Genomic DNA, 22,639 nt, shown 5'->3' with positions numbered 1-22,639 from the left:
CATGATGCAAATAGTGGATCACTGAATAATGATAAATGACTCAAATGCGTTGGTTAGAACTGCTTTCGACAGTTCGGATTGGTAGTAAAAAGCAGAGCACTGAACTGGCACGAAGCCCGTTTCATAAAGATTATGATCGTATTATTTTTTCGCAAAGCTTCCGGCAGTTAAACCGCAAAACCCAGGTCCATCCACTGACCCAGCATGATGGCATTCATACCCGCTTAACCCATTCGCTGGAAGTTTCCTGTATTGGCCGTTCACTCGGTATGTTGGCTGCCGAGAAAATCAAAGATAATTTACCTGCCTGGATTTCTCCGGCTGATGTCGGTGCCATCATTCAGGCCGCCTGTCTGGCACATGATATCGGTAATCCACCTTTTGGGCATGCCGGTGAATACGCCATTCGGGAATGGTTTGACGATGCATCTCATACCGACTTTTTAAAAGATTTGAGTCCTGAACAGGAAGCCGATGTACGCCAGTTTGAAGGCAATGCCCAAGGCCTGCGCCTGCTGACCAAGATCGATTACCATCCTTATGATGGCGGCATGCGCCTGACCTATGCCACGCTCGGTGCCTATCTTAAATATCCGTGGCTCTCTGAGGCGATTGACCCGACTGGCAACACCCCTGCCAGCCGACGTCCTAAATTTGGTTGTTACCAGTCTGAAAAAGAGATTTTGCAGGAAATTGCTGAACAGCTAGGATTAATCCAGCTTGGTGAATATCATTATTGTCGTCATCCGCTGACCTATCTTCTAGAAGCTGCGGATGATATCTGCTATGCCCTGATTGATCTGGAAGATGGTATTAGCCTGAATATGCTCAGTTACACCGAAGTCGAGCCAGTTTTCCTGAACTTGCTGGGAGAATATGGCACACCTGAAGAAATCAATCTGCCTAATACCACCTGGCAACAAAAAATTGCCGCCTTACGTGGTCGGGTCATGAAACGTCTGGTAGATGAAGTCACCACAGCCTTTGCCCGACATCAGCAGGAAATTCTGATGGGCCAATTGCAAGGCTCATTGCTGGGTTATTGTAGTGCCGACATTGAGATTGGCATTAACCGGGCCAAAGAACTGGCGCGAGACAAGATCTTCGAACATCCGCAAAAAGCCGGTCTGGAAATTATCGCGCATCAAAGTCTGCAAACGATTCTGGATGCCTTTATTCCACTGACCACGCCGCACAAAACTTTAAGCTTTAAAGAGCAGCGTTTAATGGCTATTTTAAAACGCTCGGGTGCGCAGTTTAGCGCTGATCATTATGACAACATTATGCAGGTGCTAGATATTGTCTCCAAGTTCTCGGATCATCAGGCTTATAATCTGGCGCAGGAACTGCATGGCAATAAAGCCGGGTTACTCTAACACGAACGAGCGCCTGATGATAATCTCAGCAAAATCACTGCTTTTGAATGATAGAGTTTTGCCTTTATCGAAAATGCTGACTACTATGCCTGTATTAAATTTGAGTATGTATAAAAAATGATTGGATGCCTAATTGGGGAAGTGCTGGCGCTGGAAGCACCGACTGTTTTATTAAATGTAAACGGCGTAGGTTATGAGATTGACACCCCTTTAACCACTTTCTGTCAGTTGCAAAAAGGCCAGAAAATTACCCTGTGGACCCATCTTGCTGTTCGTGAAGATGCCCAGTTACTTTATGGCTTTATCAATACGCAGGAAAAAACCATTTTCCGTACCTTATTAAAGGTGAACGGCGTAGGTCCGAAAATGGCGCTTGGTATTCTTTCAACTTTAAGTGTGGAAATGCTGATCCATACCGTTGAACATGAAGATATCAACACTCTGGTTAAAGTTCCGGGAGTGGGTAAAAAGACTGCAGAACGCCTGATGATTGAATTGCGTGACCGCTTTAAAGCCATGGCTTCAGGTGCTGCCCCAAGTAATTCAACTGCACCACAAATTCAGTTTATGGGCAATTCAGCCGTGGCTGAAGCGGAAGCTGCATTACAGTCCTTGGGCTATAAACCTGCTGAAGCACAAAAACTGGTGAATGCTGCCAAAGGTGAATTTACTGAAGCCAGTGATATCATTCGCGCGGCATTAAAGTCGATGAATAGATAAATCGTAGTCCACCATCAACCCAAATTTGATAAATGTATGGCGACAAGGATGTCGCCCGTTGAACTGGGGTGTAGGACACACCCTCAGTTCAACAAAAGATTTTTGTTACTTTTGATCTTTCAAAAGTAAAACAACGCCTACACAATGGCAACTAAACACAAATCATTATTTGAGGCTGTTTCCGCAGCATCAAACAGCTTCAATAAAGAGATTAAGTTAATAGATATGCAAGACCGTCTCATCAGTGGTTCTGAAAAACCCGAAGATCATTTCGATCGCGCCATCCGCCCAACTTCCCTCGATGACTACATCGGTCAACCGGTGGTTCGTGAGCAGATGGAAATTTTCATTGGTGCAGCCCGCGGCCGTGAAGAAGCCCTCGATCACACCTTGATTTTTGGTCCGCCAGGTCTGGGTAAAACAACGTTGGCCAATATTATTGCCCGAGAAATGGGTGGCAATCTTAAGTCAACTTCTGGTCCGGTTCTGGAACGTGCCGGCGACTTAGCCGCGATGCTAACGAATCTGGAAGAAGGCGATGTCCTTTTTATTGACGAAATTCACCGCCTTTCCCCCGTAATTGAAGAAATCCTGTATCCGGCGATGGAAGATTATCAGCTCGACATCATGATTGGTGAAGGCCCGGCTGCGCGCTCGATTAAACTGGATTTACCGCCATTTACGCTTGTTGCAGCAACCACACGTGCAGGTCTACTCACCTCTCCGCTGCGTGACCGTTTCGGAATCGTACAGCGTTTAGAGTTTTATTCGGTTGAAGATTTAACCCACATTGTCAAACGTTCAGCCAATTTGATGGATGTACCTATGACTGGAGATGGCGCAAAAGAAATTGCCCGTCGCTCACGAGGTACACCGCGTATTGCTAACCGTTTATTGCGTCGAGTTCGTGATTACGCTCAGGTCAAAGGTACCGGTGAGATCAATCAGGATATGGCCCAACGTGCTTTGGACATGCTCAAAGTCGATAAAGATGGTTTAGATACACTCGACCGCCGTTATTTATCAATGTTGCTTGAGCGTTTTGATGGTGGTCCTGCCGGTGTTGAAGCCTTGGCTGCTGCCATGGCGGAAGATTCAGGCACGCTTGAAGATGTCATTGAGCCTTACCTGATTCAGCAAGGTTATGTGATGCGAACCGCGCGTGGTCGTATTGCAACGAATATGGCGTATTTGCAGTTTGGGATGACGCCGCCCGAACCAAAAGAGAAGTGATTTTAAAAAGCAGCTTAGGCTGCTTTTTTTATTTCAGTTTTAATCATTTTGCTGATCTGTCTATTTAGCTCATTTAGTATCAAGTAAATTGTAATATTATCTTCACCTATAATCTTTTTAAGCTCAATTCCTATATTTTGAAACTCACTGTGTTCTAGTACTTCTGTTATTGTCTTATCTTGTCTTTCAATCATTAGTTCAGACCCTGCTTCCATTAATAAAAGTTCTAAATATGGCCATAGTAATTTAAAAAATAATCTGTTCTTAATTTCTAGATTATTGGTAGCTCTACCTTTACTAAGTAAAAATAATTCTAATACATGATAATCTTGTAATACCTGACTCGAAGTATCTCTTAACTCTTGATATATTTGTCCTACATGTATAGTTCGATCCAATTTTTCCTTTTCACTAATAGCTCCGTAAAATACCCCGAAATCTCTAAGTTTTATAATAAGTTTAGCTTGTCCACTAATGAAGCTTGAAGCATATTGAATAAAGTTTTGAGTTATAAGTTGTTTATTTTTAAATGCTAACTCTTTTTCCAAATGATCTCTTTGGCTTTCTATTAAATCCCCAGTAGATTTAATTTGACTTTCTGTAGATTTTCTCACCACATAAACCGTCACTATAAAACCAAACAGACTGATTAAACCCGATACAAAAACTGAAGCTGCAACAACCCAATCTGTCGAATGTTGTAAATCTAAATATACTTTCTGACCTTTAGGCTGTTCTAAAATGACTGCTTGTTTTTCTTCTACTGCCACAATTGACCCTTCTTGTTTTAAATCGACTATTTACCCCTCGCATTCTAAACATTTTCAAATCATTACAAAAGAAAAAGCCAACTGACCATGTCTAAATCAGTTGGCAAAAGCACAACTCTATTTTTTCTAAGTTTTATTTAGACTTATTTTGTGTCTTCCTTAAACTCCTTAAAGTCCGCTTTACGAATCATCGCATGAATACCCTTGGTTCGATCGACCACTTGAGACACTTCAAAATCAGTCGCTGCACTTAAGTAGGCATAGGCAATTTCTTCAGAAATGCCATATTCATTGACTAGGAAGCGAATCGCTTCACGGGTGGATTTACGCATGGCTTCATCTAAGTCTTCATCCAGACCCGGCGTAATCCAGAATTCAGCATTTTCAGCCAGCGGCTGTTTAATCTCTGCACCTGGAATTTTATCCTTGCCAGATTTAAGTAAAGTGAATTTTAAAGTCGCACGTGCCGAACCTTCCAAGGCAGTTAAAGCCACCTCACCATCACCTTGTACAAAGTGACTATCACCTGTATAGAACAAAGCACCTGGCACCTGTACAGGATAATAGGCCGTAGCCCCTGCTCCTAATTCATTGATGTCGATATTCCCGCCATAAAATGATGGTGGTACAGAGTGCACAGGCTCACTGGTATTTGGTGCAACGCCCATCGTGCCCATAAACGGATTCAGCGGGAAACGAATCGCTTTACCAGATTCAGTTTTTAAAACGCCTTCCCATACACCATCCGCATTTTTCTCAATTGGGGTAAAAATGGACACGTTGCCATAAGCATCAGGATTGGCTGGAGATGCATGCTCATGTTTCTGACGTTTCGGGAATTCGGGTAAGGTGCCTTTGCCATGACGGTTTGAAATCACGCCATAAGGTACACGCGGTTCAACTTTTAAAATCTCCACCTTTAGAATATCGCCCGGCATTGCCCCTTCTACATAGACAGGCCCGGTAATAATGTGTGGTCCATCTTTATGGAAATCATGTTTCAATTTGGAATTCGTGATCAGCTTGGCTTCATCCAATACATGCTCAGGCTTGACGCCTTTTGATGTGAAATATTTCTCTGCATTGCGGCCTTGATCTTCCAGCAGCCCTTCATGCGAAACTGTATCGAAAGTAACTGTGCTACCTGAAGGTACAGTCAAAACAGGTTTTGCATCTTTATTTGGCAGATAACCCCACGTAATCGTATTCAAGGTACTCGGCACATAATAATGACCTTTATATTCACCACTTTTGAGTAATGTCGGTTTATTTTCCAGCTGTTTCAGTATTTTAAAGTCTTCAGCCCATATGCTTGTTGAAATAAAACTTAAGCTTGAAGCCACTGCCAGAGATAAAGCCAAAGGTTTTAACATGTGTTCAATTTCCATCATAAAAAATATTACGGAAGAGTGAATGCAATCTAAGTGCCAAAATAAGTTTAAGAGGTTTAAAAAATCTTCACTTCATCCGAGTTGTTGATATAGATGTGATCGTTTTTAATCCCTTTTCAGCCTGAAATTTTTATGATTTTCATACCTTATAAATATAAATAATCAATTTAGATACATATTTTTACAATGTAAAAGAGCAAGTAAAGCTCTTTGAGAACAGATATTAACACCAACAATACCTTTAAAGTATTAAAAAATACTTAGAGAGTTTTGGTTGAATTTAGATCAGTATGCCATCCTAAAGAATCACTTTAACCATTTCAAATTCTTAAGGTTCTCCCGAAGTATGAATATGTATAAGCAGATATCCCTTTGTCTCCCTCTTCTTTTCTGCAGCCAATTCAGCCTGGCTGACTGGATTGATGATTCTGTACAAGCTGCTGAAGCACACACCATCAAATTACGCCAGCATATCCACCAGCATCCTGAACTGGGCAACATGGAATTCAAAACCTCGGAGCTGGTCCAGAAAGAATTAAAATCCTACGGCATTGAAGTACGTAAAGGCTATGCCAAAACCGGTGTAATCGGTGTATTGAAAGGTGCAAAACCCGGCCCTGTGATGGCCTTACGTGCAGATATGGATGCCTTGCCAATTAAGGAAACAGCACCGGTGTCTTTTGCCAGCAAACAAAAAGCCATTTATCAAGGCAAAGAATCTTATGTGATGCATGCCTGTGGACATGATGCACATACTGCGATGTTATTGGGTGCAGCCAAAGTTCTGGCCGCCAATAAAGATAAAATTGCGGGGACAGTGGTATTCGTATTCCAGCCGGCTGAAGAAGGCGGTGCAGATATCGATAACTTCACTCATGGCGATCAGATTGGCTCACGCAAAATGATTGCCGACGGTGCCTTGAACAATCCAAAACCTGAAGTGATTTTCGGGATGCATGTCATGGCAGGCATGCCAAGTGGCAATATCTTCTACAAAGATGGTGCGATTTTGAATAGTGCCGATCATTTACGTATTCAGGTGAATGGCAGTCAGGTACATGGCTCCATGCCTTGGGCAGGTAAAGACCCGATTTATGCCTCTGCCCAGATGGTGACCAATTTACAAAGCCTGATCAGCCGTAAAGCCGACCTGACCAAAGGAATGGGTGTGGTCAGTATTGGCAGTATTCAGGGCGGCACTACCGGTAACGTCATTCCAGATCAGGTCAATATGGTCGGGACTATTCGTTCCAATAGTGAAGATGTACGTCAGGGCATTTTAAAAGACTTGCCGAAAATGCTGGAACACAATGCCGCAGCCAATGACGTTAAGGTGAAAGTCGAAATTGCACCTTATGCACCAGTGACCACCAATGATAAAACCTTGACTGAATTGATGCGCCCGACATTAGCGAGCGTGCATGATGAAGATAAATTGCATGTTTTAGACAACAATGCCAGCGCCAGTGAAGATTTTGCTTATTATGGCCAGCTCATGCCATCGCTCTTCGTTTTTGTTGGTGCCACACCAGCAGATCAGGATCCGGCAAAAGCCGCACCGAATCACAACCCGAATTTCATTGTCGATGATGCGACCTTGAAAACCGGTGTCGAAAGCCATGTCCGTTTTATTCTGGACTATCCAAAAGTAGCTGAGCAGGTTCAGGCCAACTGGAAACAGAAAAATAAAGGCTAATCTTCTATTACTAAAAATGCGCGGCTCCAAGGACTCGCGCATTTTAGTATCTGCTGCTGTTTTATAAATGAGCTGTTAAGCGCTTAGTACTTCATCTTAGTGACTTCTCTCCAGATTTGACACCTTGTGCCATTGGTCTCAAGACTCACAATGCTAAACTTTGAACCGCTAAATTGCTTGACTGTTGGCAGGAATCCGGCAAACTCTAATCCCTTTCCTGCATCTAAAAACAAGCAAAAATTTCGAAAATCTGCATGGAACAAAACTATGGCGAATCACTTTGAATTCAATATCCGCGTTTATATTGAAGATACTGATGCGGGTGGCATTGTCTATCACGCCAATCATATTCGCTATATGGAACGTACCCGTACCGAATGGTTACGTGCCGCTGGAGTGAGCCATTACTGGCATCAGACAGACTACAATTTTGTGGTGCATAAAATTAATGTCAAATACATGCGTCCGATCCTGATGGATGATTTAATTACTGTTACGGCACGTGTCATTTCATGTAAAGCTTCATCATTTGTATTGCAACAAAATATTTATCGTGGTGAAATCATGCTTGCATCAGGTGAGGTTGAGTTGGCATGTATCAGTGCAGAGATGCGACCACGTCGACTCCCGGATGAAATCCGCGAACTAATTCAAAAAGAATTGGAACAAGACTAAAAAAATTTATTGGCACACGTAACAACTATGGCGACTCAGTTAGAATCATCTCTTCAAGTTTCAGATCTTATTTTACAAGCAAGCCCTGTCGTACAACTGGTGATGCTTTCTCTCCTGTTAGCCTCAATATATAGCTGGTATCTGATTGCCAGGCTCTATATGAGTTATAAAAAAGCCCAGGCCGATGATGAACATTTCCAGAAAATCTTCTGGTCTGGCGCTGAGTTGAACACCCTGTATAACAATGCACAACTCAATTCTAAACGTACCGGCCTTGAAGATATTTTCTATCAGGGTCTGGGTGAGTTCCTGAAACTGAAAAAACGCCATGCGCCAACTGCCCAGTCGATTGAAGGAACAGAGCGTATTCTGCGTGTCGGTTTAAGCCGTGACCAAGGTCATCTGGAACAAGGTCTGGGTGCATTAGCAAGTATTGGCTCGGTTGCGCCTTATGTCGGTCTGTTCGGTACAGTCTGGGGCATCATGAACGCCTTTATTGGCCTGGCAGATGTTGATCAGGTGACACTGGCGACGGTCGCACCCGGTATTGCAGAAGCACTAATTGCAACAGCGATCGGTCTGTTTGCAGCTATTCCAGCAGTATTGGCCTTTAACCACTTCACAGCCAAAGGTGAAACGGTCTACTCTGACCGTGCGCTGTTTGCCGAAGAAATGGTGGCGCTATTGCAACGTCAGTCTGTGGGCGTAACTCAGGACAAAGACTAATGGCGATTCAAGGTTCAGGACGCTTTCAGCGTATTAAAAAGCCACTGAAAAGTGACATGAATGTGGTGCCGTATATCGATGTCATGCTGGTACTGCTGGTGATCTTTATGGTCACTGCCCCGATGATTACAAGTGGCATCAAGGTTGACTTGCCTCAGGCCAACGGACTACCGATCGAATCCAAGGATGCTCCGACCATTGTCACACTGAAAGAAGATGGTTCATATTATCTAGAATATAAAAATCAGGCGACTGGCCCAGTCACATTGGAAGAATTGACGCGTACGCTTGTTGATGCCCAAACCCAGGCGCAAAATGACAACAAGGTGCTGAATGTCGTAATCAATGGCCACAATACTCGTCCTTATGGCGATGTCATGGCCTTGATGTCCAGCCTGCAGGATGCTGGCCTTTCTCAAGTCGGTTTACTGACCAAGCCATTAGAATAAAGTATGAAAGACTATAAAAAGCCACCATTTCAGAAAAAAGCCATCGCACTTGGATTCACCTTAGGCATCCATGCAGTGGCTTTGGTGGGCTTACTTTATCTGGGCATGAGTAATCCCCCTGAACCGCCAAAACAGATCAAAACCGTTCTGATCAAGCCAGAAGACCTTAAACCGGTGACTCGCGAAGAAACCGAATTTGAGGAAACTGCACATAAAAATGTCGCAGAAGAAATTACCCAGACTGCTGAACCCAGTATAGAACCTGCTCCAGTGGTTCCAACGACGGCGCCTGCCACACCTCCTGCTCCACCTGCACCTAAAGTCGATACACAAAAAGCCCAGCAGGAACTGAAAGCGGCAGAGGCAGCACAAGCCAAGGCTGCGCAGCAAGCAGCGGAAGCAGCAAAACGTGCCCAAGCCGCTGAACAGGCCAAACAAGCAGCAGCCAAAGCCAAAGCGGATGCAGCGCAAAAATCAAAGGCGGAAGCCGAAGCTGCACGTCAAGCTGAACTAAATGCACAGCGCAAAGCCGATGCTGCTCAAAAAGCCAAACTGGAAGCACAGAAAAAAGCTGACTTAGCTGCCAAGCAAAAAGCGGATGCTGCCACAAAAGCCAAAGCAGAGGCTGATGCCAAACGTAAGGCTGAAGCTGCTGCTAAAGCAAAGGCAGATGCGGCAGCAAAAGCCAATAATGATGCAGCGGCGAAACGTAAAGCAGACGCTGATGCGAAAGCTAAAGCAGACGCGGCAGCCAAGGCTAAAAATGATGCAGAGGCGAAACGCAAAGCGGACGCTGATGCGAAAGCTAAAGCCGATGCAGCGGCTAAAGCAAAAGCCGACGCTGATGCCAAACGCAAGGCAGATGCCGATGCTAAGGCCAAATCTGATGCAGATGCCAAGCGCAAAGCAGATGCCGAAGCAAAAGCCAGAGCTGATGCAGATGCCAAAGCTTCAGCCGCGAAACAGGCTGCTGAAGAAGCTGCACAGAAAAAAGCGGAATCAAAACGGATTGCATCCACTGCGAAGCGCGATTTTGAAAACAAAATCAAACGCGCCTGGGATACACCAGTCGGATCATCAGGCCAGCGTGCCACTGCACGTGTAACCCTGAATGATAATGGCGGTGTGGTCTCGGTCATTGTGAATTCAAGTGATTCAGACATGAAAGCCAGTGTAGAAGCTGCAGTCCGTGCTGCAGCACCTTATCCAATGCCATCCGATCCAGATGCACGCCGTGAAGCACGAAGCTTTACTTCAACCTTTACTGCGCAATAAAAACGGAGCCATCACATAAATAATGTTGTGATGGCTTTTATTTTTTAAGCTAAACTTCACTTTAAATTGATTAAATAACATTCACTTTTCACAGTGTCATAACAGTTTGGTCATAAATTCATGGTTTTATTCTATTAAATCCATGCGATGATGTAGCCCAAGCACCTATACAATAAATCCGTTGATTTGAGTAAATAACGAATGATGGAAAAGACTCGCAAACATCTACTCTGCCTCGCAATCATTAGCGCTTTAAGCCCTGTATTGGCAACCCAGTCTTATGCCCAATTGCATCTGGAAATTACCAAAGCACCTGAGGCAGCACCTAAAATTGCCGTTGTACCTTTCAGTCAGGATCAGAGCATTTATCCTATTGTGGAAAATGACCTGAATCGTTCTGGCCGCTTTACCAGTGCTTCAAAAAACCTGCCTGCAACAGCAACATTGAATAATCCGAATGCAGAAGCTTGGGCATCAGCTGGTGTTCCCTATGTGGTCACCGGTTCATCCAAGGCCACAGCCGATGGTTCTTTTGAAATCCAGTATCAGCTCTATGATGTCGAAAAAAAACAATATCTATTAAATGAATTACTAACTGTTCCAGCCTCACGCACCCGTCAGGCAGCGCATATGATCAGTGATGCCATCTATCAGGCATTGACCGGCATTCCAGGTGACTTTAGCGGACGTATTGCCTATGTACTGCGTAATCCTGCTACCCCAGAACAACGCTATACCTTGCAGATTGCCGACACCGATGGCGAACAGCCAAAGACTATTTTGACCTCACGTGATCCAATTCTTTCTCCAGCATGGACACCAGACGCCAAAAAAATCGCTTATGTGTCCTTTGAAACTAAACGCCCGGCGATTTATGTACAGGATCTGGCGACCGGACAACGTGAAAAACTGGCCAGCTTCCGCGGTTTGAATGGCGCGCCGAGCTTCTCTCCAGATGGCAAGAGCATGCTGTTTACTGCTTCTATGCACGGTAATCCGGAAATCTACCAGATGAATCTGGAAACGCGTCAGCTACAACGTATGACCAATGACAGTGCCATTGATACTGAAGCACGTTATTCACCAGATGGAAAATCTTTTATTTTCACTTCTGACCGTGGGGGTTCTCCACAAATTTACCGCCATGATCTTGAATCAAGTAGCAATAAACGCCTGACCTTCCGTGGTGCATTCAACGCACGCGGCACGCTGAGCGCAGATGGTAAAAAACTTGCATTAGTTCATCGCCCAAGCGGCAGTAACTATCGAGTTGCGGTTCAGGACATGACCTCTGGTGTGAACAACATTTTGACACCAACAACGCTGGACGAATCGCCAAGCTTCTCGCCAAATGGCCAGATGGTGGTCTATGCCACCCGTGAAGGTGCACGCGGACTCTTGTCGATCATGTCGCTGGATGGCCGCTTCCGTATGAATTTGCCAAGTGAAACGGGCGAAGTCCGTGAACCGGCTTGGGCACCAAAATAAGATTTTTATATTGATAAACCCTTTACCCCATAATCAAACTTCATGGAGATGAAGATGAACAAAGTAAAATTATTTGCCTTGCCACTTTTAGCAGCAGCTGTTGTCATGACAGGTTGTGCGAGCCGTAAGCCTGCCGCTGAAGTTCAAACGGGCGGTTTAGATACGACCGGTACAACAACTGTGAATACTCAAGGCTTGAGTGAAGATGCAGCACTGAATGCACAAAACATGGCAGGTGCTTCTGCAAAAGGCGTTACTGCAGAAAATAAAGCATTCTTGGCAAAACGCGTGGTGCATTTTGACTATGACAGTACTGAACTCAGCAATGAAGATCTAAATACGTTGCAAGCCCATGCGCAGTTCCTAATGGCCAATGCCAATTCACGTGTAGCACTCACTGGCCATACCGATGAACGCGGTACCCGTGAATACAACATGGCACTTGGCGAGCGTCGCGCCAAAGCAGTAGAAAGCTTCCTGGTAACGACTGGTGTTAATCCTGGTCAATTGGAAGCAGTCAGCTATGGTAAGGAAATGCCAATCAATGCGGGCCATGATGAAAATGCATGGAAAGAAAACCGCCGTGTAGAAATTAATTATGAAGCGGTACCACCATTGTTGAAATAATTTTCATTCATGATGGTTTCATCAAATAAAAAGCACTCAATCATGAGTGCTTTTTATTGGCTTCAATTAAAGAATCAGTCTACTTTGGAAGCTGATCCTGTTCAGCCGGATGCATCGATTCGATCAGGTCATGTTTATTGAATTGTTTGTACTCTGGTTTTGCTTCATAATCCCGCCAGGCTTCTTTCATCTTGTCTTCAGAGATATCATCTAAAGTAATGCCTTCGCTTGGTGTTGGAGTCGCATCAAACTTCAATGTTGTCATATCTGTGCTCCTATTCTCAATTTTCCTTTGTCTTCAACATAGCACTTTCCGCAGGAGTTGCAAGGGCAAAATCGATACAAATAATCCAGTTTAATTTTTCTTTTAGTACGTTCTCATCTAAAATATAGCCGCATATCGTTTTGATCATTTTTTCCCGATTTAAGTTTTGGAGTTTCCCCTATGTCATACCGCACTTTATCCCAGTTTTTACAACAACAAAGCGGGAATCTCACACCTGAACTTGCACAAGTTATTGAAACGATTGCAAACACTTGCAAAGACATTGATCAATTACTGCAAAAAGGTGCTTTAGGGGATGTATTGGGAAGTGCACAGCATGAAAACGTTCAAGGCGAAGAGCAAAAGAAGCTGGATGTCATTTCTAATGACTATTTGATTGATGCCTTGCAGCAACATCCAAATGTGGGTGGTTTGGCCTCAGAAGAACTGGATGAATTCACCCCTGCACAAGAAAATGGTCAATTTCTGGTATTGTTCGATCCATTAGACGGTTCAAGCAATATCGACATCAATATGTGTGTTGGTACCATTTTTTCGATTCTTCCTGCAAAAAATGCCGTGACTCAGGCAGAAGACTTTATGCAAGCCGGTGTTCATCAGGTAGCTGCAGGTTATGTGCTTTATGGTCCATCGACCATGTTGGCATTGACCGTCGGCGCAGGCGTAGTGTTCTTTACCTATGACCCTGAGACTCAAGAATTCCTACTGACTTCTGAAGCAATTCAGGTAGCTGCAGATACTAAAGAATATGCGATCAATGCGTCGAATCAACGTCATTGGGAAGCACCAGTACAGCGTTATATCGATGAATTGTTAGCAGGCAAAACCGGTCCTCGTGAAAAAGACTTCAATATGCGTTGGGTTGCTTGTATGGTGGGCGACATTCACCGTATTCTTTGCCGTAGCGGTATTTTCATGTATCCATACGACCTTAAAGATCCGGCTAAAGCAGGCCGTCTGCGTTTAATGTATGAAGCCAACCCAATGAGTATGTTGATGGAACAGGCTGGCGGCGCATCGACTACAGGTCGTGTCCGTATTCTTGAGATCGAACCGACTGATTTACATCAGCGTGTTCCTGTGATCATTGGTTCTAAAAACGAAGTTGATCTTGTGACCAGCTACCACAACTAATTTTTATAGCGGCAGCCGGTATTGAATCGGCTGCCGTGGATTATATCTCCCATGCCAACTTTTTTTCTTGATTCAAAAGACAATCCAAAGATTAAACACTTACGTGGTTTAATCGAACAAAATACCTATCGTAAAAAACAAGGTCAAACGGTTTTAGAAGGCACGCATCTGTCTCTCGCCTGGTTACATGAAAACCGTAAAATTGATTCTATTTTCACCACTGAACATGCACTTTCACATCCTGATTTCGAGAAAATTCTCGCAAAATACACAGGTATGGTCTTTGTTCTAAGCGAGTCTTTATACAAAGATTTAAGTACCTTAGGAACATCTTTAGCCTGTTTAGCTGTGGTGACTTTACCAACAGCAAATTATGCATTGGATTTTAAAGCAGACACTTTGATTCTGGAAAATGTACAGGATCCGGGTAATGTAGGCACCCTGCTTCGCTCTGCTGCTGCTGCCGGTATTGAACAAATTGTGTGTACCAAAGGTTCTGCATCGCTCTGGTCTCCACGCGTATTACGTGCCGGTATGGGTGCACATTTCACACTGCAAACCTTTGAAAATATTTCGCTTGAACAAATTCTTGAGCAATTTCAAATCCCTGCTTATGTAACCAGCTCACACCGTGCTGAAAGCCTATATTCAAAAGACTTACGTAAACCTTGCGTGTGGATTCTGGGCAATGAAGGCCAAGGCGTGTCTGATTATGCGATGCAACATGCTGAAGCCGTGAGCATTCCGCAACCTGGGGGTCAGGAATCACTGAATGTCGCCATTGCGGGTTCGATCTGTTTTTTTGAAATGGTACGTCAACGTATCTAATTAGGGATTTAGGTTACAGTGTTTTAATACGACCCTGCCCGTGTATAAAATAGATTAAACTACAAAAATAATAAACTTAATTGTCAACCAAACCAGGATTCCCAACGTTATATGATTATGAACTTGGGAATAATGGTGGGTGTCCAATGACAGGATTTTCCATCTCTATGGATTTAGCACCAAAACAGTTGCAAACACACGATGTAAGTATTCTGAAGAGTACGGCTGAAGCACGTCTGAAGAATTTCATGCAGGATGTGACTGGGCGTGCTTTGGTGATGATGGAAAGTGCGACTCAAGGTCATCATGGTATTGCCATGGATCTGGTTCAGGAAGCTTTCATTTCCTTACACAAATCCTATGCAGAAAAAAGCACTGAAGAATGGTATCCCCTGTTTTATACCATTCTCAACAATAAGTTACAGGACTGGCGCCGTAAAGAGTCACGGCGTGGTCAAATGTTTTCATTTTTCAAAAAAGTCAGTCTTGATGACGACGAAATTGAATTTGATGATGTCGTCGATGAATCAACACCAACGCCGCTGGACTTTCTCGATCAGGCAGTCACTGCTGAAGAAATCCAGGAAGCGATTGCAAAATTGCCTGTACGTCAGCAGCAGGCATTTATGCTCAGAGCCTGGGAAGGATTTGATACGCATACCACCGCACAAATTATGAACTGCACAGAAGGCAGTGTAAAAACCCATTATCACCGTGCTATCCAAGGCTTACGTGCCTCTTTAGCACATTTAAATCCATATCTGGGAGGGTCATCCGAATGAATCAAGATGATTTCTTAAAACAAGTAACTTCCAAACTTGATGGACTGGCACAACAACATAAAGATAAACCTGTTGTCATGCACCATGTTCTTGAAGAAATTCAGGATTCAAAACATTCACGCTTTGCATTTCTAAAAATGTCAGGTTTTGCTTTGGCAGCTGCGATTGCAGGCATTGTGGTATTACCGAATCTTTCGGACCATAACGAACCGCAAACTCAAATGGTGTCAGTTCCAAAACTGTCTCCGCAAATGCTTGAAGATTTAGAAATGTTAATGGTTTTAGGTGAGGACAAAGTTCCACATGGCAGCTAAAAAATTGGCGATTGCTTTTTGTGCATTCAGTTTTCTGCAAACCAGCTTTGCAGGATTTGAACGTTTTTGGCTATTTTCCAAAGATGCGAATACCCAAGTAACTGATACTTGGGATAGTCTTTCTGATTCTGAACAATTGGCACTGATTAAACGTTATCAATCTTTAAAAGAAATCCCCGAACAACAACGTGTCAGCTTGCAGCAGCGTATGGACTGGTTTACCCAACTCCCTGATGCGGAAAAGCAGAGAATGCGTGAAACATGGCAAATGATGAGCAGCCAGGAACGTAAAGAACTGGGCGCACGTATGCAAAAAGCGTCTCCTGAGCAACGCCTCGCCATTCGTGAAGAATATATTCTCAAATATCAGCAAGTGACTCAGCAGCCTAACTCGCATTAAACACTTAATATAAAAAAGCCTCCATATGGAGGCTTTTTTGATGTTTCAATCATATTTTATTTTCTTAAGCGGCGATAAGCTGCGAGCCCTAATAATCCTAGTAACCCCCACATTCCAATTGCTCCACCACCACTTGAGGACGTATTCGTATTTTTAACTGTATTACGTAACAAGATTGTTGCTTTTTCTGACATTTTTTCATCAGCATCAAAAATCGCATAATCCATGCTGTAATTTGCCTGGCTTAAATTATTTTTTACACTAAATGTCAGCTGTCCACCATAACAGGTCTGATTTTGGTAGGTATCAGGACAGGCTCCTTGTCGCTCTGCCTTCAGTGAAACTCCCGCAGGCAGCTTAACAATATGAATCGGGATCTCTTTTCCATCTTTATCTTGATAAAAAGCCGACTTTCCTGATGGTAGCGGCCCATCCCCATCATCACTATCATTCTCAAGCGGATTGACTGTCACTGTAAGATTATTCTCTGGACTAAGCCGATATTCATCATCTTTTGCAATTGGTGCAATGTTGTTAAAAGCTGCTCTTAAGAGGCCAGCACTGCTTACACCTGTAGCCTGGTCTTTAAGTGTATAACTACAGAACTCCATATCAACCGAACTGGTCTGCTTACCATCAGTGCGATACATCATGATCCGGTTTAAATCAGGTTTCCACTCACATTTAAGATTTGGATCATTGGGATTTCCTTCCACAGTGGTCGAATTACCAGTACCAATTAACTTACCAACACCTAAAGTTTTTACACTGACCTCATAATTTTCTGAATTTAAGGCTTTAATTTGAATCTTATCATTGGTTAGAGTTTCTTGAGGCATAGCCAAGATAAAAGGATTAATATAGATTGCACGATATTTCTGATATTGCTTGGTATATTTAAGCAAATCCTGATAACTTTTCAATTCTTCCTTTAAACCAGGAAGCTCATTTTCTGGAGTATTTTTATCAGCAATGATTTCTTCGAGATCATCTATATTCTCCTGATAAAAGTCATTGAGTTCTACCAAACTCTTATTTTGCAAGTCCGTAATATCGGCTGCAGTCAAACGTCGGATTTCAACTGAGCCGATCTCGCAAGTATTTTTTGCACTTGGATCAAATGTTAATGTGGATCCAATCACACGATCAATACCACGCTGGTCTTGTTCAATACAGCCACTCACCCCGATATCTACCAAATCCGTTGCGGTCTGATTATCACGCGGGTAATACAGCCCTAAATAGCGATTATCAATAGCAGGCTCAATATAATTTGTTAATAAACTGCTGATTATATTGTTAGAGACATCAAGATTATTTGAAGTAGTATCTTCGTCTAATTCTGGCAATACGCAACGTGATGGCCCAGTCGTTTGAATTGCATTTCGAATTGTAGAAAATTCAACACGTTGTGCCTTGGTCGGATTTCCCTGATTTAAGGCATATTCACAAGACAGGCCTTGGTTAAAGGCTAAAATATTGAAATTAAAATACCTAAACCCGGTATTGTCATAAAATAAAGTAGATTGGGCTGTATTTTCAACAATAGTATTACTTAATGCAGTTAAACTGGAGAATTTACTGAGCGGACGATTAACTTCATTCGTCATACGCACAATATGTCCTGTGGTACTGGCAGTATTCTTCGCAATAGTAGAGTTAACAATTTCTACTGTGGCATAGCCACAAAAATCAATAATACTGTTAGCAGTGTCTGAACCATTTTTAACAATACTACTGGAATTAATTTTCACATTGGTTTGAGTTGTACCTAAATTTCCCTGACAATCCATCGCCAGAACACTACCATATGAACTCGCCTGATTTTTTTGAATCAAAGAATCCTGAATGACAATATTCCTTTCCGTATTCATTGCTACACTATAAATCGCACCACCTTCTGCAGCTGCTCGGGAATTTACTATTTCACTGGTATTAATACTTAAAGGCCCTGCTACATAAAAAGTACCGCCATTCCCTTTATCCAAGGTATTTATTGCTGCATAGCCATCCTTTAAGATCAGATGATGAATTTCCAGACTGGATTGACTGGCCATACTATTAAATAATCTGGTTTTCCCCTGGCCCGAAATAGTACTTTTTAAAGCCTCCCGGGTTGGATATAATAGCGTAATTGGACTACGACTAGCATAATTAAGCGGAGTTTTCCCATAAATTTTGAGCGCTGACTCTACGATCAGCTCTTTATCTAATTTGTACTCGCCTGCTTCAAGCTGAATCACATCTGCAGCTGAACCATCCAATCGAAGCGTACGTCCTACATTACATCCGCCATAAGATTTATCCAGTTTTGCAGTTTTAATGGCTTCTCGCAAAGAACAGGCATTATTATTCTCGCCATCTTCATCAGCAAAAGTAGTCACATATATCGTTTTATCTTCGGCTGCCATCAAACTCATGGCAGATAAAATCATGGCCGCAAGCAGTCCTTTTTTATAATTTTTCATGATTTTTCCTTAATCTTTTAATCCACGGCGTAAACCTATTAATCCGAGTAAAATCAGTAGTCCACCACAACCCCATGAACCACCTGAAGTTTTGACTGCTTTGTCTTCCATTTCATTTTTTGGCTCCTGAACAATTTGAGTAGTAATAGTCAAATAAGGTTTACTTTTATTAAACCGTGTCGATGAGGTCACCACTTGTAGTTCGAAAATATCTGCTCCATGCCAGGTAGAATCCGGGGTATAAACGACATTGCCATGAATATCGATGACTGTTTTACCCTTGGAAGCTGTTTTGGTTTGTACCACTTTCAAACAGCCATCTTGCCAAGTCTCACCCGTCGGATTCTGACCAACAATAGCATTACACTGTTCTTTTGGAATTAAATCACTATCTCCCAGATAAGATTCAATTGAAAACTTGGCGATTTCACCCTTTAACAGATCTTGTCCCACCAGACTGCCTGAGATTGGTATCGTGATTTCAACAGCACCTCGATCACAAAACAGATTATCCATCAAACGGTTGATCCCGCGCTGATCTGCCGCTTCACATGCTACCGTTGGATTTGCTAAACTCAATCCTGTGCCTCTATTCACAATCGGTGATTCACTCACAAGGATATAGTTCAACAAAATTCGTGGGCGCATATAACCGAGAAATTGTCCTTTAGGAACGCTGTATGGACAAAGTATGGCATTATTATTTTCTTGTAGGGTCTGACAAGCACCTTCACTTTTATCTGAGGATTCAGCAAAAAGTCGTGTACCACTCCAGAACTGGTTCGGTGCGACGGAATCCCCTACACCACACGAGGCTGTCAGCAGATTATTTTGCGACACAGACTTGTCACCAGTGATAATTTGGCAATCCTGTGTACCATTTCTTAAAATAATACTATTCGCTACATAAGCTCTGCCATACGGCGCATAGATACGTAAAGCAGTATTTTCATTATCAACCATGGTGAGATTATTCAATCCCACCCCGTCCAGGACATTAATGAGTACACCCTTATTTTTTAGTATCGTACTACTTAATATTTCCCCACTAATACCTTGATCTTTACTGGAGTCAGCAAACTGTCCCGCGCTATAAATATTGGTCGCTGAATTATCCAGTGTCTGGTTATTTTTAAGTACACTTTGATAAATGAGGAAAGCAGGTAGCTCGCTATACAGGATCCCGCCTCGTTGGGCTTTATTATTTTCGATCAGACTATTTTTAATTTGTGCACGGCTTGTTAAGTTCTGTCCAAACTTGCCAGCATTATAAATTGCCCCACCCAAGTTGGCAGCAGCATTAAATAGACGGTTATATTCTAGAATTAGCTGACCTTTATTATAAATTAGGCCACCTTGTTCAGCACAACTGGTTTTACCACAGCCTTCAAGATCCAGTTCTTTCAAATTTAACTGAACCAATGTATCTGTACTGTTGATCCGGAAAAGATTATCGATACCTTTCATTTGAATATGAGCATTATGCAAACCTAATGCTTTTTCATCCGTACTGAATTCACCATCACTTTCTGCGACCGCACGGATGGTAAGAGATTTTTTAATCGCAATATGCTGGTTCAACACATAGGTATTTTTTTCTTTTAAAATAATGGTACTGGATGAGTTCTCCCCACCACACCCCATAAAACCTGCTTTGGCTAAGCCACGGTTAACATACTCAACAGCTTCTCGAAGTGAACATTCCTTGTCATCTTTTTCAATATCTTCTGTAGTGGTTACAATAATATCTGCACTATACGACTGCCCCGCTATACATAGCAAAGCTATGCCTATGCTCTTCTTGAGCATAACCTTCTCCTTAATTTTTATTTCTTTCTTTTTCTTCTAAAGTTGCAGAATCCTTGCAACAGCGAATTATTTTGCCTTACTGTGGCATAGACTGAGTAATTACTCAAGATTTTTTGTGATTTACCGATATTCGTCAATCAAGGCATATATCTGCCGCAGATTAGCATTGCTGACTTTCAATTTTTCCCCTTTAAGTAATTGAATAATCTGCTCTAATCTTTGAAGCAGTACTGAAGTTTGATGCGGTCCATGGCTGAGTAAATAGTCAAAAATTTGAGGGTCTAGATGGATCCCACGACGATCAAGCACCGAGGAAACCAGCGCATAGCGATCAGCATACAAACTGCCACTCGGAACACGGGTACTGACCGCCTGCGTGAGACGGGATTGTAAATCTGGCAATTCGAGTTTGAGTTCGATAGGTGCAAAACGTGACGAAAACACCAACTGCCCACCACCTTCATTATTATAATTAATCAAGTGAAATACTGCGCGTTGCCAATGGGGTACGCCACTAATCGCTTCGATATCATCAAGTGCTACCAGATCAAAACGATCTAGAGAAGTAATCGCCTCAGTCGGTGCATCTAAAAGCTCAAGCAAAGATACCTGAATTGCAGATTTACCTACTTCCAGATAAGAGTCACAGATGGCAGACAACAAATGACTTTTACCTGTACCGGCTCCCCCATAGACATAAAATTGGTTGATCAGGCCTGCATGTAATTGACGGACAGCATCAATGACATGCCCCCAACCCGGCCCTGAAAAATCACTGATTCGGGCATCGAGCTGAGGTTCTATATCTAACTGCAATTGACGCATACGATTTTGTGGCCTTATGAGTCTTTACGATGTGGATCGTGAATTTTACTTGAGTTCTCCTCTGCTTGCAGCGGTTTTTTCTGTGGCTTTTTCATTTCAATATCAACATCTAAGTCTGCTGTTTCAATATTGATTGAACCGGTAGAGGCATCTTGTATGATAACAGCCCGATCACCATAAAATGGCGTATGTTCATAATACTCACGGATATGCCGCAGCAGTACCACAATCACGGCTGCCACCGGTAAGGCAATCAGCATGCCCAAGAAACCGGCCAGTTGTGCACCTGCCAGAACTGCAAACACTACAGCTACAGGAGAAAGACCGATTTTATCACCTAGCAAGAACGGTTGCAGAATATAGCCTTCGACGGCCTGCCCGACCATAAAGACAATCCCGACCAATACCAGTTGCCACCAGTCGATTCCAAATTGGAAAAAGGTTGCAATGACTGCGGCAATAATTCCAACCGCAAAACCAAGATACGGAATGATACTGCACAATCCGGCAATCATCCCAATGATCAAGCCAATCTCTAGGCCAATCAGTTGCAGTCCCACTGCATAGACTACGCCCAGCAGAACCATGACTAGGAACTGACCTTTGACAAAGGCACCTAACACACTATGACATTCACTCACAATAGTTAAGGTTGTTTTTTCATAAGGACGGGGAATTAGACGGCGTAAGCTGTCTAACATACGATCCCAATCCAGCAAGAAATAAAAGGCAATAATCGGAATCAGGACAATCGTGCCACCAATCTGGATAAAGTTCAGACCAGATTGTGCCAGTTTCAGCAGCATTGCCTGAATACTGTCAGCACTATAATTGGTCTGGACATAGTCCATTACTACTGAGGAAATCTGGTCAGTATCGATCTCCATCGGAACCAGATTAAAGCTATCGGAAAGCCAAGGTAGGAACGTGTAATTGATCCAGTGAATCCCGGCCGGAATGCTATCACGCGCATACATCAGCTGCTGCCAGACTAGTGGCACCAGATACCACATCACCAATGTAACCACGATCCCAATCCCGATAAATACGATACTGATCGAGAGCCATCGAGCCAGCCCAATGCGGTGCAAAACATTAACCAAGGGGCTAAATAAATAAGCAATTAGAAAAGCTGCAACAAAAGGAACTACAACTGGTTTAAGCAGATATAAAACCCAAAGTATCAATGCTATACCAGCAAGTATAAGAATGCGCCGTAAAGTACGATCGACCATAGAATCTTGCCTTTTCTCTATTAATCATTCTAAAAATTAAAATATTTTAATAAAGATAGCATTTTAGGCCACAAATACCATAAGAGTTTTACATATTCAGGTTATAATCGCACCCGCGAATGCGGAGACTTC

At 42.9% G+C, this 22,639-nt stretch carries 22 protein-coding genes; 15 read left to right on the top strand and 7 right to left on the bottom strand.

Annotated features, from left to right (window positions below; all coding sequences use genetic code 11):
* Positions 1 to 35: 35 nt before the first annotated feature.
* The 3 genes from J7649_RS00590 (at position 36) to ruvB (ending at position 3,329) form a co-directional block, all read left to right on the top strand.
* On the top strand, positions 36 to 1,376 hold the full coding sequence (locus J7649_RS00590) for a deoxyguanosinetriphosphate triphosphohydrolase (RefSeq protein ID WP_005106412.1): 1,341 nt from the start codon (positions 36 to 38) through the stop codon (positions 1,374 to 1,376).
* Positions 1,377 to 1,493: 117 nt separating this feature from the next.
* Positions 1,494 to 2,096, top strand: a complete 603-nt coding sequence (ruvA, locus tag J7649_RS00585) for a Holliday junction branch migration protein RuvA (protein ID WP_044112045.1) — start codon at positions 1,494 to 1,496, stop codon at positions 2,094 to 2,096.
* Between the two features lie 225 nt (positions 2,097 to 2,321).
* Positions 2,322 to 3,329 (top strand): Holliday junction branch migration DNA helicase RuvB, encoded by a 1,008-nt coding sequence (gene ruvB, locus J7649_RS00580; protein WP_004279105.1) that lies wholly within the window; start codon positions 2,322 to 2,324, stop codon positions 3,327 to 3,329.
* Between the two features lie 14 nt (positions 3,330 to 3,343).
* Here the strand turns inward: ruvB and J7649_RS00575 are convergent, their stop codons facing one another.
* Both J7649_RS00575 and J7649_RS00570 read right to left on the bottom strand, forming a co-directional pair.
* Positions 3,344 to 4,099 (bottom strand): hypothetical protein, encoded by a 756-nt coding sequence (locus tag J7649_RS00575; RefSeq protein WP_219308843.1) that lies wholly within the window; start codon positions 4,097 to 4,099, stop codon positions 3,344 to 3,346.
* A 143-nt stretch (positions 4,100 to 4,242) separates the two neighbouring features.
* Complete coding sequence (locus J7649_RS00570) at positions 4,243 to 5,472, bottom strand: acetamidase/formamidase family protein (RefSeq protein WP_219308841.1); 1,230 nt, start codon at positions 5,470 to 5,472, stop codon at positions 4,243 to 4,245.
* Positions 5,473 to 5,842: 370 nt separating this feature from the next.
* Between J7649_RS00570 and J7649_RS00565 the strand changes: the two genes are divergently transcribed.
* The 7 genes from J7649_RS00565 to pal all read left to right on the top strand — a co-directional run bounded on the left by J7649_RS00565 (position 5,843) and on the right by pal (position 12,426).
* Positions 5,843 to 7,186 carry an amidohydrolase gene (locus tag J7649_RS00565; protein ID WP_171066784.1) on the top strand — a complete coding sequence of 448 codons (1,344 nt, stop codon included), beginning with the start codon at positions 5,843 to 5,845 and terminating at the stop codon, positions 7,184 to 7,186.
* Between the two features lie 267 nt (positions 7,187 to 7,453).
* Complete coding sequence (ybgC, locus tag J7649_RS00560) at positions 7,454 to 7,861, top strand: tol-pal system-associated acyl-CoA thioesterase (RefSeq protein ID WP_004645668.1); 408 nt, start codon at positions 7,454 to 7,456, stop codon at positions 7,859 to 7,861.
* Between the two features lie 27 nt (positions 7,862 to 7,888).
* Positions 7,889 to 8,587: a protein TolQ gene (tolQ, locus tag J7649_RS00555; RefSeq protein ID WP_004645669.1), complete on the top strand. Its 699-nt coding sequence runs from the start codon at positions 7,889 to 7,891 to the stop codon at positions 8,585 to 8,587.
* Positions 8,587 to 9,036 carry a protein TolR gene (tolR, locus tag J7649_RS00550; RefSeq protein WP_005103851.1) on the top strand — a complete coding sequence of 150 codons (450 nt, stop codon included), beginning with the start codon at positions 8,587 to 8,589 and terminating at the stop codon, positions 9,034 to 9,036. The genes tolQ and tolR overlap by 1 nt, the downstream gene beginning before the upstream one ends.
* Before the next feature lie 3 nt (positions 9,037 to 9,039).
* Entirely contained in the window at positions 9,040 to 10,311 is a 1,272-nt protein-coding gene (gene tolA, locus J7649_RS00545) for a cell envelope integrity protein TolA (protein ID WP_219308839.1), read from the top strand.
* Between the two features lie 204 nt (positions 10,312 to 10,515).
* Positions 10,516 to 11,799: a Tol-Pal system beta propeller repeat protein TolB gene (tolB, locus tag J7649_RS00540; protein ID WP_171064287.1), complete on the top strand. Its 1,284-nt coding sequence runs from the start codon at positions 10,516 to 10,518 to the stop codon at positions 11,797 to 11,799.
* Positions 11,800 to 11,853: 54 nt separating this feature from the next.
* Positions 11,854 to 12,426 carry a peptidoglycan-associated lipoprotein Pal gene (pal, locus tag J7649_RS00535; RefSeq protein WP_004279115.1) on the top strand — a complete coding sequence of 191 codons (573 nt, stop codon included), beginning with the start codon at positions 11,854 to 11,856 and terminating at the stop codon, positions 12,424 to 12,426.
* 79 nt (positions 12,427 to 12,505) lie between these two features.
* On the opposite strand, the gene J7649_RS00530 is transcribed toward pal, so the two are convergent.
* Positions 12,506 to 12,691 (bottom strand): NF038105 family protein, encoded by a 186-nt coding sequence (locus J7649_RS00530; RefSeq protein ID WP_004645674.1) that lies wholly within the window; start codon positions 12,689 to 12,691, stop codon positions 12,506 to 12,508.
* Between the two features lie 180 nt (positions 12,692 to 12,871).
* Between J7649_RS00530 and J7649_RS00525 the strand changes: the two genes are divergently transcribed.
* The 5 genes from J7649_RS00525 (at position 12,872) to J7649_RS00505 (ending at position 16,170) form a co-directional block, all read left to right on the top strand.
* Positions 12,872 to 13,846 carry a class 1 fructose-bisphosphatase gene (locus J7649_RS00525; protein WP_219308828.1) on the top strand — a complete coding sequence of 325 codons (975 nt, stop codon included), beginning with the start codon at positions 12,872 to 12,874 and terminating at the stop codon, positions 13,844 to 13,846.
* Positions 13,847 to 13,897: 51 nt separating this feature from the next.
* On the top strand, positions 13,898 to 14,674 hold the full coding sequence (locus J7649_RS00520; protein ID WP_219308827.1) for a TrmH family RNA methyltransferase: 777 nt from the start codon (positions 13,898 to 13,900) through the stop codon (positions 14,672 to 14,674).
* Between the two features lie 167 nt (positions 14,675 to 14,841).
* On the top strand, positions 14,842 to 15,456 hold the full coding sequence (locus J7649_RS00515; RefSeq protein WP_004645678.1) for an RNA polymerase sigma factor: 615 nt from the start codon (positions 14,842 to 14,844) through the stop codon (positions 15,454 to 15,456).
* On the top strand, positions 15,453 to 15,770 hold the full coding sequence (locus tag J7649_RS00510) for a hypothetical protein (RefSeq protein ID WP_004279120.1): 318 nt from the start codon (positions 15,453 to 15,455) through the stop codon (positions 15,768 to 15,770). Before J7649_RS00515 ends, J7649_RS00510 begins: the two co-directional genes overlap by 4 nt.
* A complete protein-coding gene (locus J7649_RS00505) occupies positions 15,760 to 16,170 on the top strand; it encodes a DUF3106 domain-containing protein (RefSeq protein WP_005103857.1) in 411 nt (136 codons plus the stop codon). Before J7649_RS00510 ends, J7649_RS00505 begins: the two co-directional genes overlap by 11 nt.
* A 56-nt stretch (positions 16,171 to 16,226) precedes the next feature.
* Here the strand turns inward: J7649_RS00505 and J7649_RS00500 are convergent, their stop codons facing one another.
* The 4 genes from J7649_RS00500 to cxpE all read right to left on the bottom strand — a co-directional run bounded on the left by J7649_RS00500 (position 16,227) and on the right by cxpE (position 22,507).
* Positions 16,227 to 18,638 carry a CSLREA domain-containing protein gene (locus J7649_RS00500; RefSeq protein ID WP_219308825.1) on the bottom strand — a complete coding sequence of 804 codons (2,412 nt, stop codon included), beginning with the start codon at positions 18,636 to 18,638 and terminating at the stop codon, positions 16,227 to 16,229.
* A 9-nt stretch (positions 18,639 to 18,647) separates the two neighbouring features.
* On the bottom strand, positions 18,648 to 20,447 hold the full coding sequence (gene rbtA / locus J7649_RS00495; protein WP_219308822.1) for a rhombotarget A: 1,800 nt from the start codon (positions 20,445 to 20,447) through the stop codon (positions 18,648 to 18,650).
* Positions 20,448 to 20,567: 120 nt separating this feature from the next.
* Positions 20,568 to 21,272 carry a DnaA regulatory inactivator Hda gene (gene hda, locus J7649_RS00490; protein WP_004645685.1) on the bottom strand — a complete coding sequence of 235 codons (705 nt, stop codon included), beginning with the start codon at positions 21,270 to 21,272 and terminating at the stop codon, positions 20,568 to 20,570.
* Positions 21,273 to 21,286: 14 nt separating this feature from the next.
* On the bottom strand, positions 21,287 to 22,507 hold the full coding sequence (gene cxpE / locus J7649_RS00485) for a chloramphenicol efflux transporter CxpE (RefSeq protein WP_004645686.1): 1,221 nt from the start codon (positions 22,505 to 22,507) through the stop codon (positions 21,287 to 21,289).
* Positions 22,508 to 22,639: the final 132 nt, after the last annotated feature.

The sequence above is a fragment of the Acinetobacter lwoffii genome (genome assembly GCF_019343495.1).
Classification (GTDB): Bacteria; Pseudomonadota; Gammaproteobacteria; order Pseudomonadales; family Moraxellaceae; genus Acinetobacter; species Acinetobacter lwoffii_P.
The sequence above is the reverse complement of the archived record's forward strand: the minus strand, read 5'-3'. Positions and strand labels throughout refer to the sequence as shown.